Raw genomic sequence first — 16,826 nt, 5'->3', positions numbered from 1 at the left:
GTCACACCCGTTCCCATACCGAACACGGAAGTTAAGCTCTTTAGCGCCGATGGTAGTTGGGGGCTTCCCCCTGTGAGAGTAGGACGTCGCTAGGCGCAAAAAGTCGCTGCTGATACACTCAGTAGTGGCTTTTTTTATTTCTTTAAAAACAATTTATCAGAATTTACTAGAACATAAAAAGAGACATTTCACCAGTATAGGCGAAATGTCTCTTAATTATTTATACAGTTATTGCGCGCAGTTCCACACGTCGGATTTTACCTGATGTTGTTTTTGGCAGCTCATCTATAAAGACAATATTGCGAGGGTATTTATAAGGCGCTGTTAAAGCTTTAACGTGCTCCTGTAGCTCTTTCGTTAATTCTTCCTCATCACGATCACGGAAGCTCTCACGTAGGATTACAAATGCTTTTACAATATGACCTCTAATTTCATCTGGTGCCGCGACAACAGCGCATTCTTGTACTGCTTCATGCTTATTTAAAGCATCCTCTACTTCAAATGGACCAATTGTATAGCCGGATGAAATAATAATGTCATCTCCCCGTCCTTCAAACCAGAAGTAACCATCTTCATCGCATTTTGCTTGGTCACCTGTAATATACCAATCACCTCTAAAAGCAGCTTGTGTGCGTTCAGGTTCACGATAATACTCCTTGAATAAAGCTGGTGAAGATTTATGGACAGCGATATCTCCAACTTCTCCTACAGGTGCCTCATTGCCCTCATGGTCAATAATACGCACAATATTTCCTGGAGTAGGCACCCCCATAGAGCCAGGTCGTAATTCGGTGTTTTCAAGTGTACCAATTAATAATGTATTTTCCGTTTGTCCATAGCCATCGCGTACTTTAAGGCCAAAATTTTTCATAAATGTTTCGATAACTGGACGATTTAACGGCTCGCCTGCAGAAACGGCACTTCTTAATGCAGCTAAATTGTAATCTTTTAGATTATCAATCTTTGCCATAATACGATATTCAGTAGGTGTACAGCAAAGTACATTTACTTTTTCGTCCTGAAGAAGCTGAAGATAAGTATGAGGATCAAAACCACCATGATAGACGAAAGCAGTTGCCCCTAACATAATCGTCGATAAAAATGGACTCCAGATCCACTTTTGCCAACCTGGTGCTGCTGTAGCCCAGACTAGGTCACCTTCACGCACACATAGCCACTTGGAAGCTGCTGTTCGAATATGTGCATAACCCCAGCCATGAGAGTGAACTACTCCTTTAGGTTTGCCCGTTGTTCCTGAAGTATAAGAAAGAAACGCCATATCATCACGTTTAGTAGCAACAGCCTTAAAGCTAGTTGATTGCTTGTCAGCTAATGCATCTAAAGATACCCAATTGTTTGTAGCATTGCCGATAACTAATTTATTTGTTAAAGCCGCTACGGAAGAAGTAATTAGATCGACCTCGCTAGTAAAAGCCTCGTAGGCAATAACTGCGGTTGCAGAAGAGTGTTCCATACGATATTCTAAATCACTTGCACGTAACATCTCTGAACAAGAGATAGGAACAATACCCGCCTTTAAACAACCTAGGAAAACAAAATATGCTTCAGGTAGACGTGGAATAATGACTAAAACTCGATCACCCTTTTGAAGTCCCTGTTCTGTAAAGGCATTCGCGTATTGATTCATTTTTTGAATAAGGTCGGCATAGGAAATTGTACGACGATTTTGCTTAGTATCCAACCATCTTATAGCTTGACGATCACTATCTTGGGAAAACTTCTCTAATTCCTCTGTAATGTTGTAAAGTTCTGGTGCAATTAAATCATTAGTTACCATATATGAACATTCCTCCCCAAAACAAATTTGATAGAAAATTCTTAAAACTATTTTTATTTTAGCAATTACAATAATATACAGCAAGAATATTTGATGCACAAAATAGAAATATTAGTTTTAATAGAGAACTATTGTGCTTTAGTACCTACAATTTAAAAGTTATGCAATAAATTAAATAATTTTTTTTGAAAAAGTATTGCATAATTTAGAATGCTTGCTATAATAATAAATGTACTTAAGAGGTTATTAAAACCGAATTGAATAGTATTGTTCCGAAGTAGCTCAGTTGGTAGTAGCACCTGACTGTTAATCAGGTTGTCGCAGGTTCGAGTCCTGCCTTCGGAGCCATTTTTTTGCACTTTTTTAATTAAAATTTATTTTTAAAAAGAAATTATTGAAAAAGGCTTGCATCATAATGAAAATGATGTTAATATAAATCTTGTCTTGTTTGAGACATAACAAATGGCCCCTTGGTCAAGCGGTTAAGACACCGCCCTTTCACGGCGGTAACACGGGTTCGAATCCCGTAGGGGTCACCATTTTCTAAGCATCGTAGTAATGCATAGGCTTAAAAAGATAAATAAACTGTGAAGAAATAAACACCTGTTTCTATGGAGGATTAGCTCAGCTGGGAGAGCATCTGCCTTACAAGCAGAGGGTCGGCGGTTCGAGCCCGTCATCCTCCACCATATAGTGTTTTTTCGGAGGGGTAGCGAAGTGGCTAAACGCGGCGGACTGTAAATCCGCTCCTTAGGGTTCGGCGGTTCGAATCCGTCCCCCTCCACCAGTTTTATTTATACAAATGAATGGGGTATAGCCAAGCGGTAAGGCAACGGATTTTGATTCCGTCATGCCCTGGTTCGAATCCAGGTACCCCAGCCATTCATTTCTTATTTGAGCCATTAGCTCAGTTGGTAGAGCATCTGACTTTTAATCAGAGGGTCGAAGGTTCGAGTCCTTCATGGCTCACTTTTCTATAATTTAAATTCAAAAGTGTAACATTAACTACAGATACTAATCTCTTGCTGAAAACAGCAGGAGATTTTTTTTGCTATTTTAAAATGTATAAATATACGATTTTTTGTTGGGTTGAGCCAAGTACATTGTAGGCTTTACAATAGTCTTATTAATAAAAGGGGGTATAAAATAATGAATAAACATCAAGTATCAATTATTGGAGTTCCAACAGATTACGGACAAACACGAAGAGGAGTTGATATGGGGCCAAGCGCAATCCGCTATGCGGGCGTTGTAGAGCGATTAGAAGCAATTGGTCACAAGGTAGAGGATCAGGGAGATATTCTTGTTAGCCAAGTACAAGAGAGTAATAAAATAGATAAACAGCTATTAAATTTAGAAGAAGTTGTAGATGTTAGCACATCGTTAGCAAATCAGGTACATGAAGCATTAGAACAAAAAAAATTCCCACTTGTATTTGGTGGAGATCATAGTATTGCAATCGGCACACTTGCAGGACTAGGTGGGCATTTCAAAAACTTAGGCGTTATTTGGTTTGATGCACATGCAGATCTAAATACACCTGATACTACACCTTCTGGTAATATCCATGGTATGCCACTTGCCGTTAGTATTGGCTTAGGGCATGAACGCCTTGTACAAATTCGTAACTATGCACCAAAGGTTAAACCTGAAAATGTAATTATTATTGGGGCGCGTTCAGTAGATCCTGGTGAACGTGAGCTAATTCGCCAGCAAGGAATTAAAGTATATACAATGCATGAGGTAGATCGCCTTGGAATGACGCGTGTAATGGAAGATGCTATTGCTTATTTACAAGAACGTAAAGTTGATGGCTTACATTTATCGTTAGACTTAGATGGTCTAGATCCACTTTATACACCGGGAGTAGGTACGCCAGTGCCTGGTGGCATAACATATCGTGAAAGCCACTTAGCGATGGAAATGCTACAAGAATCAGGAATGCTAACATCTGCTGAGTTTGTTGAGGTAAATCCAATATTAGACGAAAAAAATAAAACTGCAGATGTGGCTGTGGCATTAATAGGTTCTTTATTTGGTGAAACACTAGTTTAATTCCAAATTGTGAAAATATTGTTTATCTCCACATTGAATAAAAATCTTTTGTTATAATTGAATATAAATTGAAACTTTTCTTATAGTCGGGCCGTATAGTATAAGACAGTTGTAAAGGTGGAGAAATAAACACAATGGATGCGTTAGTAAATAAGAGAATAAAACAAGTGCTTAAAGGCGATCAAAACGCATTTGCCGATATTGTGAGTCTCTATCAGCACAAACTGTACCAAGTATGCTACCGAATGTTAGGAAATAAGCAAGAATCTGAGGATATTGCACAAGAAGCGTTTGTTCGCGCTTATATGAATTTGCATACTTTTGATCAAAAAAGAAAATTTTCGACGTGGCTTTATCGAATTGCGACGAACCTCTGCATAGACCGTATTAGAAAGAAAAAGCCGGATTATTACTTAGATGCGGAGGTAGCTGGTACTGAAGGACTGGATATGTATTCGCAAATTGCAGCAGATGACCAGTTACCAGAAGATCAGTTAGAGCAGATGGAGCTACAAGATCGCATTCAATATGAGATTGGACGTTTGCCGGATAAATATCGTTCAGTTATAGTATTGAAATATATTGAAGAATTATCGTTACAAGAAATCAGTGAAATTTTGGATATGCCTCTTGGGACAGTGAAAACGAGAATTCACCGCGGACGTGAAGCATTACGAAAGCAATTAAACAATCTGTAGGAGGGGGAGCGTCATGAATATTTGTCCAAAGCATATCATAGATTATATGCATGATTATTTAGATGGTGACATTAGTCGTGAGCATGAACAAGAGTTGAAACAACATTTGCATTCATGCGGTGATTGCAAGCAATTGATGCAGGAATTGAGTGAAACGATTGCCTTTGTGAAGAGTGCTTCCCATATTACAGCACCTCCAGATTTTGAAGCTGCGGTGATGGCTCGTTTACCGAAACCAAAAAGTCGTGTAGGTATGCAAAAGTGGATTCGCCGTCATCCGTTCTTTGTTGCGGCAGCAGTTTTCTGTTTATTTATGAGTGCTACTTTATTGGGTAACTTTATGGATGATAAGCATTTCTCTGTTACAAAACAACCAAACCTTGTTGTTGAAGGACAAACGGTTATAGTACCAAAAGGTGAGGTTGTGAAGGGCGATATTGTCGTTAAAAATGGCGACTTAATTGTTGAGGGTGAAGTAGATGGCAATGTAACGATTATTAACGGCCAGTATATGGCATCTTCTGCAGTCGTTTCAGGTAAAATAGAGGAAATAGACGAAGCGTTTGAATGGTTATGGTATACCATCAAAAATTCCGTTAAGACTGCAATGACATTTGAGGAAAAAGAAACTAAATAGAACTCTATACGTCCTACATGGTAGTGCACGGGAGAGGATGAAAAGTCTACTCATCTGGGTAGACTTTTCTTTTGAAAAAAGTTACATTTGAAAAGAATGTGCTATACTTAAACGTGTATGGATTCGCAATGAAAAGTGGGGGATGCCACGTGCAAATTATCGAACAATTCACGGATTTAACACCAGTGAATATTGTTATTAACTTCATAGATGTACTGCTCGTTTGGTACGTTGTTTATAAAATTTTAACCCTCATTAAAGGGACGAAGGCTGTCCAATTATTAAAAGGCATTTTCGTCATTATTATTGCACGCATTGCAACAGACTTTTTGGGGTTAGAAACATTAGGATGGATGCTGAAACAAGTAATTGAGTTTGGTTTCTTGGCCATCATTATCATCTTCCAGCCTGAAATCAGACGGGGTCTTGAGCAAATTGGCCGAGGCAAGCTGTTCCAACGTTCAACAAGTCAAGAAGAAGAAGAGCAAACTAGACTGATTGAGGCAATGAAGAAATCTGTTAGTTATATGGCTAAACGCCGTATCGGTGCGTTAATTTCTATTGAAAAAGACACAGGCCTAAATGAATATATTGAAACGGGAATCGCTTTAAACGCGGAGGTTTCATCTGAATTACTTATAAATATTTTCATACCGAATACACCACTTCATGATGGGGCTGTCATTATGCAGAAAGATAAGGTCACAGCAGCTGCTTGCTACTTACCGCTTTCTGAAAGTCCGTTTATTTCGAAAGAGCTTGGAACACGACATCGTGCAGCTCTTGGGCTCAGTGAAGTAACAGATGCGATTACGATTGTCGTATCTGAGGAAACAGGAGCAATTAGTATTACGTTAAATGGTAATCTACATCGCAATCTTTCTCTAGAGGAATTCGAAACACTATTACGTAAAATGTGGTTCGGCTCAGTACAGGAATCTAATGCAGCCTCTAAGTTGACTTGGAGGGGGAAAAAGAATGGATAAAATGATGGATAGCCCTTGGGTATTGCGAATCATTGCGCTTTTCCTAGCGTGCTTACTATTTTTCTCAGTTCGGACCGAATTATCTTCTACAGATAAGACGGCGATGAGTGAACAGATGGAAGTAATTCAAGATGTCCCAGTAGAGGTTTATTATGATGACGATAATCTTATTGTAACGGGTATACCAAAAACAGTGAATGTTACGATTAAAGGACCAAAGCAAATTGCTTTAAATACAAAGCTAGTGAAGGATTTCTCAATATTTGTTGACCTAAATGATTTATTAATAGGTCAACATAACGTCAAACTACAATACGAGAATATTTCTGATAAATTGCAAGTGACACTTGACCCTGCGACAGTGAATGTAAATATTGAGGAAAAAGTCACGCAAGAATTCCGTGTCGATCCTGAAATGAATAACCGTTTAATTGATGAAGGATATTACCTAAAAGGAATGTCTGCCAACCCAGCGACTGTGTTTGTAACAGGGGCAAAAAGTGCTATTGAGAGCATTAGTTACGTGAAAGCAACTGTAACGGGTGAACAAGGTTTGAAACAATCCTTCTCTCAAGAAGCGGCAGTTAAAGTATTAGATCGCGATTTAAATAAATTAGATGTGACGATAGAACCAGAAAAAGTGAAAGTGCGGGTAGATATTGCAGAATATAGCAAAGAACTACCTGTCTCGATAAAGGAAACTGGTAAAGCAGCAGAAGGTATTACTATAAATCAATTAACCCTTGTTACGCATACGCTGAAGCTATTTGGGAAAAAATCGATTATTGATGTTTTAACCGAAGTACCTGTTGAAATCGATTTATCAAAAATTACCGAATCAAAAACGTATGAATTTGATGTCAAATTACCAGATGGTGCGACTAAAGTATCTGAACAAAAAATTAAAATTAAAGCAGATGTTACAAAGGTAGAGAAAGCCGACAAGGTAGAAAAGGTAGAAAAAGAAACGCCTACAAATGCTGAAACTAATCCTGAAGAAATAAATCCTGATTCTGTCACAGAAGAAGATATTGATTCTTAAACAATAACTGACTATAATTTTAACTTGATTCATTAGAGATTCCTGTCTCAACAAATCGTGCTTTCTAGCATATATAAACATGCTACGAACAAGTGAGGCTCAGGTTAACATTAGTACAAGTGCAATCTAGTTAGATTAAACGTACAACGCCTGAGTGCCAATAGCTTGGAGCTATAGAGCCTCTGAAAGATAATTAGAGAGGCCTAACTACTACTACATGAATGAAAAAGACTTTTCCAAAAGTAAGCAGACGAGCCGTCCGATTGTCCGCAGGAAACAGCATGATGCGGTCGTCTTGCATTGAAGGAGAGAACAATTAAAATGGGTAAATATTTTGGAACAGATGGCGTCCGTGGCGTCGCGAATAGTGAATTAACACCGGAATTTGCATTTAAACTAGGCCGCGTAGGTGGCTATGTTTTAACGAAGGATGCAACAGGGCGTCCAAAGGTATTAATTGGTCGTGACACACGTATTTCAGGAGAAATGCTTGAAGGTGCATTGGTAGCCGGGTTATTATCAATCGGCGTAGAGGTAATGCGTCTAGGTGTAATTTCTACACCAGGTGTTGCATATCTTTCCCGAATTATGAGTGCAGATGCAGGCGTCATGATTTCAGCTTCACATAACCCAGTTGCCGACAATGGCATTAAATTTTTCGGTCCGGATGGTTTCAAACTAACTGATGCACAAGAAGCAGAAATCGAAGCAATTCTTGATGCACCAGAAGATACATTGCCACGTCCAATTGGTGCAGATTTAGGTATTGTAAGTGACTACTTCGAAGGTGGACAAAAGTATATTCAATACTTAAAGCAAACGGTAGATGAAGAATTTGATGGTATTCATGTAGCACTAGATTGCGCACATGGTGCAACATCATCACTAGCAACTCATTTATTTGCTGACTTAGAAGCAGACATTTCTACAATGGGTGCTTCACCAACAGGTCTTAACATTAATGACGGAGTTGGTTCCACACATCCGGAAGGTCTTGCTACATTTGTGACTGAAAAGGGTGCAGATGTTGGTTTAGCTTTCGATGGTGATGGGGACCGCCTAATCGCAGTAGATGAAAAAGGTAAAATCGTTGATGGCGATCAAATTATGTTTATCATTGGTAAGCACTTAAATGCAGTCGGTCGTTTGAAAAAGCAAACGATTGTATCTACTGTGATGAGTAATATGGGCTTCTACAAGGCTGTTGAAGAAAACGATATGCACAGTGTACAAACTGCTGTAGGTGATCGTTACGTTGTAGAAGAAATGCGTACCAATGAATACAACCTAGGTGGCGAACAATCAGGTCATATTGTTTTCTTAGACTTCAATACAACAGGTGATGGCCTGTTAACAGGTATTCAACTTGTCAATATTATGAAGGCTACTGGGAAAAAACTATCTGAGCTTGCGGCAGAAATGACGATTTTCCCACAACGTTTAGTAAATGTACGTGTAACAGACAAGCATGCAGTGACGGAAAATGCAAAAGTTGCTGCCGTAATTGCAGAAGTGGAATCTGATATGGCTGGTAACGGTCGCATTTTAGTTCGCCCTTCAGGTACAGAGCCACTAGTTCGTGTAATGGTGGAAGCTGCTACAGAAGCGGACTGTGAACGTTATGTAGAACGTATTGCAAATGTAGTACGTAGTGAAATGGGTTTAACAGAATAATTGTCATGTAACTCGATCTCTCATTATTGAGAGATTGAGTTTTTTTATGTTTGAAATAGATGAGAGAGGGAAGAATACTATTGAGTCACAATAACAAGGGGTGTTTTATTGATATGGCTAAAATTGCAACAGTAATAACAGATATGTTTGAAGATGTGGAGTATACAAGTCCAAAGGAAGCGTTAGAAGCAGCGGGTCATGAGCTAGTAACAATTGATACTGAGGCTGGAAAAGAAGTAAAAGGTAAACATGGGGAGAAAGTGAAAATTGATAAAGGTATTGATGAAGTCAAAGCTTCAGAATTTGATGCATTGTTCATTCCAGGTGGGTTTTCACCAGATATCTTACGTGCAGATGATCGTATTGTAGCTTTCGTCAAAACGTTTATGGATGACATGAAGCCAACCTTTGCGATCTGTCATGGGCCACAGCTTCTAATTACAGCGAAGACTTTAAACGGGCGTGATGCGACAGGCTATAAGTCCATACAGGTGGATTTAGAAAACGCAGGTGCTAAATTCCATGATGAAGAAGTATTTGTTTGCCAAAAGCAATTAGTAACAAGTCGTACGCCGAAAGACTTACCCGCTTTTAATCGAGAAATTGTGAAATTACTTGCAAGTAAAGAGAGCTAAATATATGGCCCTCTAAATAATCAAAACGTAAGATGCAACCTGTGATACATGTTGTGTCTTACGTTTTGTATTGCTCCTAAAGAATCTTATTCATTAGTATGAGGTTTGTAATACTGCTAGAATCTTGGCGAAGCCGATATTTTACGTCTTTGCTCTAAAATTCGCCTTAAAAAAAGGAGGAAAAGAAGAAGTTTTTATAACGAAAATTTGACGAATAGCATATGATTGAGTATTATGGAGAAGCTGACGGCTTGGATAGACCTTGTCCGCTTAGCAAGTGCAAAAGGAGGAAAGACAGCACATAAATCGGAAAACAATTATAGCGCCTGAGCTGAGGAAATTGGACGAAGACATCTTCAGCAGACGAGGTGGAGGTTTATCGAAAATTCGGCGGATGCCTCCCGATCGACATACCCGATTGTCATTTTTCATTTTGAAAGCATTTAAGTGATTGAATGTACAGAAAATGGAGAAGGTATAAGTATAGCAATAGATAAATAGGAAAACTTCACATATCGAAGCAAAGCACTATTTTAGATGGCTGAAATAGTACGAGGATGTGCGCGCATAAGTATGCTTATTTTTGAGATGAAAATAAGGAGCACTGTTTACGCCCACTGAAAAAATTTCGATAGGCTGAGGTCTAGTTTGTCATTGCATTAATATGACAATATCGGAGGAAAAGTAATTATGTGTGGAATTGTAGGATATATTGGTGAATCAGATGCAAAGGAAATTTTATTAAAGGGTTTAGAGAAGCTTGAATACCGTGGCTATGACTCAGCAGGTATTGCTGTACGCAATGAAGAGGGCGTAACGATCTTCAAAGAAAAAGGTCGTATCGCTGACTTACGTGTAGCAGTAGACGAGGACGTTACTGCAAAAGTTGGGATTGGTCATACACGTTGGGCAACTCACGGTGTGCCAAACCGCTTAAATGCACACCCTCATCAAAGTGCATCAGGTCGTTTTACGATTGTGCATAATGGTGTTATCGAAAACTATCATTTATTACAAAAAACATATTTAAAAGGCATTCCAATGAAATCTGATACAGATACAGAAGTTATCGTGCAGTTAGTTGAGCTATTTGTGAAGGATGGTCTGCAAACAGCAGAAGCATTCCGCAAAACATTATCATTGTTACACGGCTCTTACGCACTTGCATTATTAGATGCTGAAGCGGCCGACACAATTTTTGTAGCGAAAAACAAATCACCACTTCTTGTAGGTGTTGGTGAAGGCTTTAACGTAGTTGCATCAGATGCGATGGCAATGCTACAGGTAACGGATCAATTCGTGGAATTACACGATAAAGAGGTTGTTATCGTACACAAAGGCAGTGTTGAAATTACAAAATTAGATGGCACAGTAGTAGAGCGTGCACCATATACAGCAGAGCTTGATATGAGCGATATTGAAAAAGGTACGTACCCTCACTATATGTTAAAAGAAATGGATGAACAGCCAACGGTAATCCGTAAAATCATTCAAGCATACGAAGGCGAAAATGGCGATTTAACAATCGATGCAGATATTTTACAAGCATTGCAAGCTGCAGACCGTTTATATATTATCGCTGCGGGCACAAGCTATCATGCAGGTTTAATCGGTAAACAATATTTCGAGAAAATGGCTGGCATTCCTGTTGAAGTGCATATTTCAAGTGAGTTTGGCTACAATATGCCATTACTATCAGAAAAGCCGCTATTCATCTTTATTACACAATCAGGTGAAACAGCAGATAGCCGCCAAGTACTTGTGAAAATTAAAGAGCTAGGTTACCCAACATTAACAATTACGAACGTACCAGGTTCGACGTTGTCACGTGAAGCAGACCATACGCTATTATTACACGCAGGTCCTGAAATCGCAGTAGCTTCTACAAAAGCATATGTAGCTCAAGTCGCAGTACTTGCAGTAACAGCATATGTGACAGCAAAAGCAAGTGGTAAAGGCTTAGAATTTGATTTGAAACAAGAGCTTGCGATTGCCGCAAACGGTATTCAAACAATCATTGATTCAAAAGATGTATTAGAAGATATCGCAGAAGACTATTTAAAAATTGCACGCAATGCATTCTTCATCGGTCGTAATATCGATTTCTGCGTAAGTCTTGAAGGTGCTTTAAAACTTAAAGAAATCTCATATATTCAAGCAGAAGGTTTTGCAGGTGGCGAACTAAAACACGGTACAATTGCCTTAATTGAAGAAGGAACACCGGTATTCGCCCTTGTAACACAGGAAGCGGTAGCATTAAATATTCGCGGTAATGTTAAAGAAGTAGCTGCACGTGGCGCTTATCCATGCATTATCGCAATGGCTGGCGTAGACGAAGACGGCGACCGTTTAATCATTCCGCATGTCAATGAATACTTAACACCACTCGTTTCAGTAGTACCTTTACAGTTAATTAGCTACTATGCAGCATTACACCGCCGCTGCGACGTTGACAAACCTCGTAACTTGGCTAAATCAGTAACTGTGGAGTAAGGCTGGAGAGCTGTTGTGTTGAGATTGTCTTCGGATAATAAAGTTGTGAACTGAATAATAAAGTTGTTTAAGTATAATCGTATTTAAGTATATCATCTTAAATACGATTTTTTTTAGTTACAATAAAGTCGTCTGGACAATAAACTAATATACTTTACAATAAAGTTGTATACTTAGTAATCCAACCGAATTAATGATGAATAGGGAATATATATTCACATCTTTTTTTATTTCTTTTATACTTATATGGAATCAAATAAGGTATTACGAAAGTAGGGTGATTTAAATTGAATAACGATGAAAATAAAACGTTATTAAAAATTCTAGGACCTTTAGAAATTAACGTAATGAATGTGATGTGGTCTAAAAAAGAAGTAACGGTTCAAGATGTGTTAACAGAATTAAATAAGCATAATAACTATGCCTATACCACTATTATGACGATAATGAGTCGATTAGATAAAAAAGGAATTCTAACACGTAGCAAGCTGGGAAAGGTATATATATATAAGCCCAATTACAGCCTAAATGAACTCCTTCAACAAAATTCTTCTGAGCAAGTAGAACATCTCCTTAATCATTATGGTGACATTGCTATTACTCAGTTTGTAGATGCTGTTGGTCATAATCCCGATCAACTTAACAAGCTGAAAGAACTAATTCAAAAATTAGAGCAGGATGATAAATAATGTATCGATTATTTCAAACCTTAAATATATATGTTATATGGCTGATAGGTGTAATTAGCCTAATTATCGGATTTTGCTTTGTTATACATTATCACACGATGCAAGGTTGTATGGATTGGTGGTTAGTATGTTGCAATATTCATAAGTATGATCACTTGCTTACATTTATCCTGATTACTTTAGGAATTTTCTTTGTAATTGCCGCTATATACTTTTTAATTCTTTCTAAAAAGACAAAAGAAGTTATTTCTAAATTACATTTATATAGAACAGACTCTTATGAATCCAATGTAATTATGATCTTTCAACAAAAATATTCTGTCCAAGTTCAAATTGTAGCTGTTACTCGACCTTTAGCTTTCACGTATGGATTCATTCGTCCTCGAATTCTAATTAGCACTGGCTTAATGAACATATTGCAGCCAGATGAATTAAAAGCAGTATTGGAGCATGAATATTACCATTATCAAAACAAAGATCCAGTTAAAGTATCGCTATGGTTTAGTTTAGCACGTGTATTTTCATTTCTCCCCATTTCACAAAAGTTATATGAACGCTACATGATAGAAAAAGAAATAAAAGCAGATACTTTTGCGATTAATCAAGTAGGAATGAAAGCTGTTGCATCAGCATTATACAAACTAATAACAAATATGCCGTCTTCTTCATATGCAACAGTACACTTTCAGAATCATTCTTTTCAAGATACAAACATCAGGATTGAAGTTCTTCTAACAGGCACATATAAACGCCCGTCCATTTCCCGGTTAGAGTGGATTAAATCCATCATTCTCGTTCTTTTTATTGCTCTCCTAATAGGATGTTTGTCAATTTTATGACATCTTACTCACTTTCCCTCATTTAAATACTACAATTATGTAGTATAGGATTGACTATATATCTACTAACTACTACAATTGCGTAGTAGTTAGTTGATCCCTCATATACTACAATGGTGTAGTAGTTCCCTATATACTACATTTGTGTAGTATATAGTTGATCACCCATCTACATTTCAAGATGAAAGAGGAGATAAATGTTTAAAAAGGTTATTTAAGGCAAATAATTAGTTGCATTAATGGCATCTGGAGGAAATGCTTTTGCAGCTGGTCCGACTGAACACAACAACTTCGAAGTCGAAGAGAATGAGCATGGAAGATTTTATGGCTATGGGGATGAGCGCGATTTTTTTAATCGATTAAATTTAATAACATTATAAATCATTTTCAAACTTAAAAAGGGGTATCCATACAAGTCTAGAAAGGATGAATAGTATCATGTCAATTGAAAGACAAAAACAAATTCTTATATGGATTGAAAAAGAAGATACTCAAGATGATTACAAAGATTTAATAAATAACTTAACAATCAGTGAAAAACTAGCTACTTATTTTATTCCATCGGAAATGAATCTAAATGGTGAGTGCCAATGATTGCAGTAGTTAAAAGTAGAAAAATTAATATTTATAAACTAACAAGTCTAATCGGTTTATTTATTCTGTGTATATTTGCAATGACCTTATTTCCAAAGGAAGCAATGGCACATGCTTATGTAGCTAAATCAACTCCCGCAGAGAACGAAATTTTTACTACTGCGCCAACAAACATTTTTATTCAGTTTAATGAATCGATTCAACCTGGATTTCATTCCATTATCATCTTGGACTCTCGGGGAAAGAAAATGCCTTTAAATAAAGAATACGTTAACTCTAATAATGAAACGATTCTTGAGGCGAAAATAAAAGGAAAACTACCAAATGGTACCTATACGATGCAATGGAAAGCAGTATCAGCAGATGGTCACCCAGTTCAAGGTGTCATTCCCTTTAGTATAGGGACAACCCAAGACAGTTCAAGTATCGTAAAGGCTGAAACATCTAACTATATACCGAAGGCTGATATGATTTTTCTACGCTGGCTACTGTTCAGTAGTTTTGCATTATATATTGGGGGTATAATGTATAACCTTTTCATTTGTCGAGCAGAACAAGATGAGGCTTTTATGAATAATCGTTCATTGTCCACAAAGATGATTTGGTTAGCATTAGTTGTAATGTTTATTTGCATATTATTAAACCTACCATTACAAACAAAGGTAGGTGCAGGCGTATCTTGGCTTGAGGCATTTAAACCGAATCTTTTAACAGAAACATTAACGCAAACCACGTTTGGTTCCATTTGGATTGTTCAAATTTTTTGTATTATAGGGCTTTTAATAGCTACTTATTTTGCTAACCGAACAAAATCTATCTTTTCGTATAAAGATTGGGCTATATCGCTCCTATTTTTTATAGCAATATTAATTACAAAATCTTTAACAAGCCATGCTGCCGTATCTACTAATAAAATTATGGCTGTTTCCATGGATTTTCTCCACTTATTAGCAGCATCGATTTGGGTAGGTACACTTTTTTATCTCGCTTTCCTGTTACCTAAGAGACAAAAAACGTGGATAAATGAATCTGAAAAAAATAAATATTGGTATTCGATTAATCGATTTTCGCTTGTAGCTATAGGAGCAACTGCTATTATTTTATTAACAGGTATTTATGGGAGTTTGGAATATGTCCCTACGTTCTACGCTTTGCTCCATACTTATTATGGTATTGCATTAATAGGGAAAATCTTATTGTTCATAATTATGCTCTTTTTAGGCAGTTTTCACTATATTAAAGGGAGAAAACATGGGAATAAAGATCTTACTCGTACGATCATTTTTGAATTTGGAATCGGTTTGGTTGTAATGGTTGTGGCAGCGTTATTAACCAATTTACCAACATCCATCTCGTCGCCTGGTCCATTCAAACAAACGATGATTCTTGATAATAAAGATACAGCTACATTACAGATTAGTCCTAATATTGCTGGGATTAATTCATTTAAGATTGTATTAAAAGATCAAAAAGGCAAACCAATTACTGACGTCGAAAAGGTACAACTTACATTTACCCCTTTTAACACAAAGCTTGATGCAAGTTCAATCGATGTTCCTGAACATATGCAAGGGGTATTTCAAACGAAAGGCATGTATATTAATATCGCTGGTGATTGGAAGGTAACAGTGCATGTGTTAACAACATCATTAGATAGTTATGATATCGATTTTAACCCCGTGGTGGGCAGTCAATAATAAATTTTAAAGGAGTAATATAAATGAAAAATGTATTTAAAAAATGGACAGTAGGTCTTATGTCATCAGGTTTAGCTTTAATGATGTTTGCAGGAACAGCAAGCGCACATGTATCAGTAAAACCAGAAGTATCTTCACCAGGAGCATGGGAAACTTATACAATTAAAGTACCTGTTGAAAAGGCTATAAATACAACAAAAGTTACGTTGAAAATTCCCAATGGTGCTGAATTCGAGTCATATCAACCTGTTTCAGGCTGGGATGTTACGCTAGACAAAGATTCTTCAGGAAAAACGAAAACTGTTACTTGGAATGCGACTGGTGCTGGAATTGCTGAAGGTCAATTCCAACAATTCTCCTTTGTTGCTAAAAACCCTGAAAAAGAAACAGAGGCAGTATGGGATGCCTATCAATACTATAAAGATGGCACTATTGTAGAATGGACAGGTAATGAAAGCTCAGATGCACCTCATTCTATAACTAAAATTACGACTGCGACAAATAATGTTGCACCAGAGAATACAAATCATCATCAAGATAATGCAAAAGCTGAAGAAAAGCAAAAAGAAACAGAAAATTCTAGTTCTCAAAACACTGCAGTAACATTATCAATTATCGCGTTGATTCTTGCAGTTCTTGCAGTTATTAGATCATTCATGAGAAGGAAATAATTAGAGCTGCTCTTTAAATATCAAAGTATGATGAGCAACATAAAAGTTATACTTTTGGCCAGTAAGAGCGGACCATCATTATAGCGTGTAAAATTAATGCGTTAATAAAAGAGACTTTAAAATGCTATTAAAGATGATTTTCCTTAATAGCATTTTTTCATAGAATTTATAAATTTGAGGATTAGTAAACAACTTGAGGATGAACGAATAATTGAGAAATTTGAAATTGAACGAGAGTATTGGGAGAGACAAGCAAACATAAAATTAACAGCCTATGTCATTTCACAGAGATTGTAGCTTTGAAATAAAGTCGCGACG

15 protein-coding genes, 6 tRNA genes and 1 rRNA gene are annotated in these 16,826 nt (G+C 37.2%); 21 read left to right on the top strand and 1 reads right to left on the bottom strand.

Going from position 1 to position 16,826, the window contains the following annotated elements; translation table 11 throughout:
- Nucleotides 1-95: ribosomal RNA gene (rrf, locus tag ACIP9C_RS19660) — 5S ribosomal RNA — on the top strand; the annotation flags it as partial.
- 125 nt (nt 96-220) lie between these two features.
- Here the strand turns inward: rrf and mbcS are convergent.
- Nucleotides 221-1,798: an acyl-CoA synthetase MbcS gene (gene mbcS, locus ACIP9C_RS19655; RefSeq protein WP_401013437.1), complete on the bottom strand. Its 1,578-nt coding sequence runs from the start codon at nt 1,796-1,798 to the stop codon at nt 221-223.
- Between the two features lie 271 nt (nt 1,799-2,069).
- Between mbcS and ACIP9C_RS19650 the strand changes: the two genes are divergently transcribed.
- The 20 genes from ACIP9C_RS19650 to ACIP9C_RS19555 all read left to right on the top strand — a co-directional run bounded on the left by ACIP9C_RS19650 (nt 2,070) and on the right by ACIP9C_RS19555 (nt 16,508).
- Nucleotides 2,070-2,146 (top strand) — tRNA-Asn (locus ACIP9C_RS19650).
- A gap of 116 nt (nt 2,147-2,262) precedes the next feature.
- Nucleotides 2,263-2,337, top strand: a tRNA-Glu gene (locus ACIP9C_RS19645).
- A 74-nt stretch (nt 2,338-2,411) separates the two neighbouring features.
- A tRNA-Val gene (locus ACIP9C_RS19640) sits at nt 2,412-2,487 on the top strand.
- Nucleotides 2,488-2,501: 14 nt separating this feature from the next.
- Nucleotides 2,502-2,585 (top strand) — tRNA-Tyr (locus tag ACIP9C_RS19635).
- A gap of 20 nt (nt 2,586-2,605) precedes the next feature.
- Nucleotides 2,606-2,680 (top strand) — tRNA-Gln (locus ACIP9C_RS19630).
- Between the two features lie 14 nt (nt 2,681-2,694).
- A tRNA-Lys gene (locus tag ACIP9C_RS19625) sits at nt 2,695-2,767 on the top strand.
- A gap of 180 nt (nt 2,768-2,947) precedes the next feature.
- Complete coding sequence (rocF, locus tag ACIP9C_RS19620) at nt 2,948-3,853, top strand: arginase (protein WP_401013434.1); 906 nt, start codon at nt 2,948-2,950, stop codon at nt 3,851-3,853.
- Between the two features lie 134 nt (nt 3,854-3,987).
- Entirely contained in the window at nt 3,988-4,551 is a 564-nt protein-coding gene (gene sigW, locus ACIP9C_RS19615) for an RNA polymerase sigma factor SigW (protein WP_107897642.1), read from the top strand.
- A gap of 13 nt (nt 4,552-4,564) precedes the next feature.
- Complete coding sequence (locus ACIP9C_RS19610) at nt 4,565-5,188, top strand: zf-HC2 domain-containing protein (RefSeq protein ID WP_401013430.1); 624 nt, start codon at nt 4,565-4,567, stop codon at nt 5,186-5,188.
- 149 nt (nt 5,189-5,337) lie between these two features.
- On the top strand, nt 5,338-6,174 hold the full coding sequence (gene cdaA / locus ACIP9C_RS19605; protein ID WP_340821807.1) for a diadenylate cyclase CdaA: 837 nt from the start codon (nt 5,338-5,340) through the stop codon (nt 6,172-6,174).
- Nucleotides 6,167-7,216, top strand: coding sequence for a CdaR family protein (locus ACIP9C_RS19600; RefSeq protein ID WP_401013427.1), 1,050 nt, complete (start codon nt 6,167-6,169; stop codon nt 7,214-7,216). The genes cdaA and ACIP9C_RS19600 overlap by 8 nt, the downstream gene beginning before the upstream one ends.
- A 321-nt stretch (nt 7,217-7,537) precedes the next feature.
- Nucleotides 7,538-8,890, top strand: a complete 1,353-nt coding sequence (gene glmM / locus ACIP9C_RS19595) for a phosphoglucosamine mutase (RefSeq protein WP_401013424.1) — start codon at nt 7,538-7,540, stop codon at nt 8,888-8,890.
- Between the two features lie 113 nt (nt 8,891-9,003).
- A complete protein-coding gene (locus tag ACIP9C_RS19590; RefSeq protein ID WP_401013421.1) occupies nt 9,004-9,525 on the top strand; it encodes a type 1 glutamine amidotransferase domain-containing protein in 522 nt (173 codons plus the stop codon).
- A gap of 690 nt (nt 9,526-10,215) precedes the next feature.
- On the top strand, nt 10,216-12,018 hold the full coding sequence (gene glmS / locus ACIP9C_RS19585) for a glutamine--fructose-6-phosphate transaminase (isomerizing) (protein ID WP_401013419.1): 1,803 nt from the start codon (nt 10,216-10,218) through the stop codon (nt 12,016-12,018).
- A 287-nt stretch (nt 12,019-12,305) separates the two neighbouring features.
- The gene (locus ACIP9C_RS19580; RefSeq protein ID WP_401013416.1) at nt 12,306-12,707 is read left to right on the top strand and encodes a BlaI/MecI/CopY family transcriptional regulator; all 402 of its coding nucleotides are present in this window, start codon (nt 12,306-12,308) and stop codon (nt 12,705-12,707) included.
- A gap of 110 nt (nt 12,708-12,817) precedes the next feature.
- The gene (locus ACIP9C_RS19575; RefSeq protein WP_401013413.1) at nt 12,818-13,546 is read left to right on the top strand and encodes a M56 family metallopeptidase; all 729 of its coding nucleotides are present in this window, start codon (nt 12,818-12,820) and stop codon (nt 13,544-13,546) included.
- Between the two features lie 239 nt (nt 13,547-13,785).
- Complete coding sequence (locus ACIP9C_RS19570) at nt 13,786-13,926, top strand: hypothetical protein (RefSeq protein WP_401013411.1); 141 nt, start codon at nt 13,786-13,788, stop codon at nt 13,924-13,926.
- Between the two features lie 58 nt (nt 13,927-13,984).
- Complete coding sequence (locus ACIP9C_RS19565; RefSeq protein ID WP_401013408.1) at nt 13,985-14,140, top strand: hypothetical protein; 156 nt, start codon at nt 13,985-13,987, stop codon at nt 14,138-14,140.
- Nucleotides 14,137-15,837, top strand: a complete 1,701-nt coding sequence (locus ACIP9C_RS19560; RefSeq protein ID WP_401013405.1) for a copper resistance protein CopC — start codon at nt 14,137-14,139, stop codon at nt 15,835-15,837. Before ACIP9C_RS19565 ends, ACIP9C_RS19560 begins: the two co-directional genes overlap by 4 nt.
- A gap of 23 nt (nt 15,838-15,860) precedes the next feature.
- Nucleotides 15,861-16,508 carry a YcnI family copper-binding membrane protein gene (locus tag ACIP9C_RS19555; RefSeq protein WP_401013402.1) on the top strand — a complete coding sequence of 216 codons (648 nt, stop codon included), beginning with the start codon at nt 15,861-15,863 and terminating at the stop codon, nt 16,506-16,508.
- Nucleotides 16,509-16,826 lie beyond the last annotated feature (318 nt).

Source organism: Lysinibacillus sp. NPDC093210, from assembly GCF_044753985.1.
Taxonomy (GTDB): domain Bacteria; phylum Bacillota; class Bacilli; order Bacillales_A; family Planococcaceae; genus Lysinibacillus.
Note: the sequence above shows the minus strand (reverse complement) of the source record. Positions and strands in the feature narration are given on the sequence as shown.

Coding starts and splice junctions, on each gene's coding strand:
- rocF (WP_401013434.1), top strand. CDS start 2,948: ATGAATAAACATCAAGTATCAATTATTGGAGTTCCAACAGATTACGGA.
- ACIP9C_RS19600 (WP_401013427.1), top strand. CDS start 6,167: ATGGATAAAATGATGGATAGCCCTTGGGTATTGCGAATCATTGCGCTT.
- ACIP9C_RS19590 (WP_401013421.1), top strand. CDS start 9,004: ATGGCTAAAATTGCAACAGTAATAACAGATATGTTTGAAGATGTGGAG.
- ACIP9C_RS19575 (WP_401013413.1), top strand. CDS start 12,818: ATGGATTGGTGGTTAGTATGTTGCAATATTCATAAGTATGATCACTTG.
- sigW (WP_107897642.1), top strand. CDS start 3,988: ATGGATGCGTTAGTAAATAAGAGAATAAAACAAGTGCTTAAAGGCGAT.
- ACIP9C_RS19570 (WP_401013411.1), top strand. CDS start 13,786: ATGGCATCTGGAGGAAATGCTTTTGCAGCTGGTCCGACTGAACACAAC.
- ACIP9C_RS19560 (WP_401013405.1), top strand. CDS start 14,137: ATGATTGCAGTAGTTAAAAGTAGAAAAATTAATATTTATAAACTAACA.
- ACIP9C_RS19610 (WP_401013430.1), top strand. CDS start 4,565: ATGAATATTTGTCCAAAGCATATCATAGATTATATGCATGATTATTTA.
- mbcS (WP_401013437.1), bottom strand. CDS start 1,798: ATGGTAACTAATGATTTAATTGCACCAGAACTTTACAACATTACAGAG.
- glmS (WP_401013419.1), top strand. CDS start 10,216: ATGTGTGGAATTGTAGGATATATTGGTGAATCAGATGCAAAGGAAATT.
- ACIP9C_RS19555 (WP_401013402.1), top strand. CDS start 15,861: ATGAAAAATGTATTTAAAAAATGGACAGTAGGTCTTATGTCATCAGGT.
- glmM (WP_401013424.1), top strand. CDS start 7,538: ATGGGTAAATATTTTGGAACAGATGGCGTCCGTGGCGTCGCGAATAGT.
- ACIP9C_RS19565 (WP_401013408.1), top strand. CDS start 13,985: ATGTCAATTGAAAGACAAAAACAAATTCTTATATGGATTGAAAAAGAA.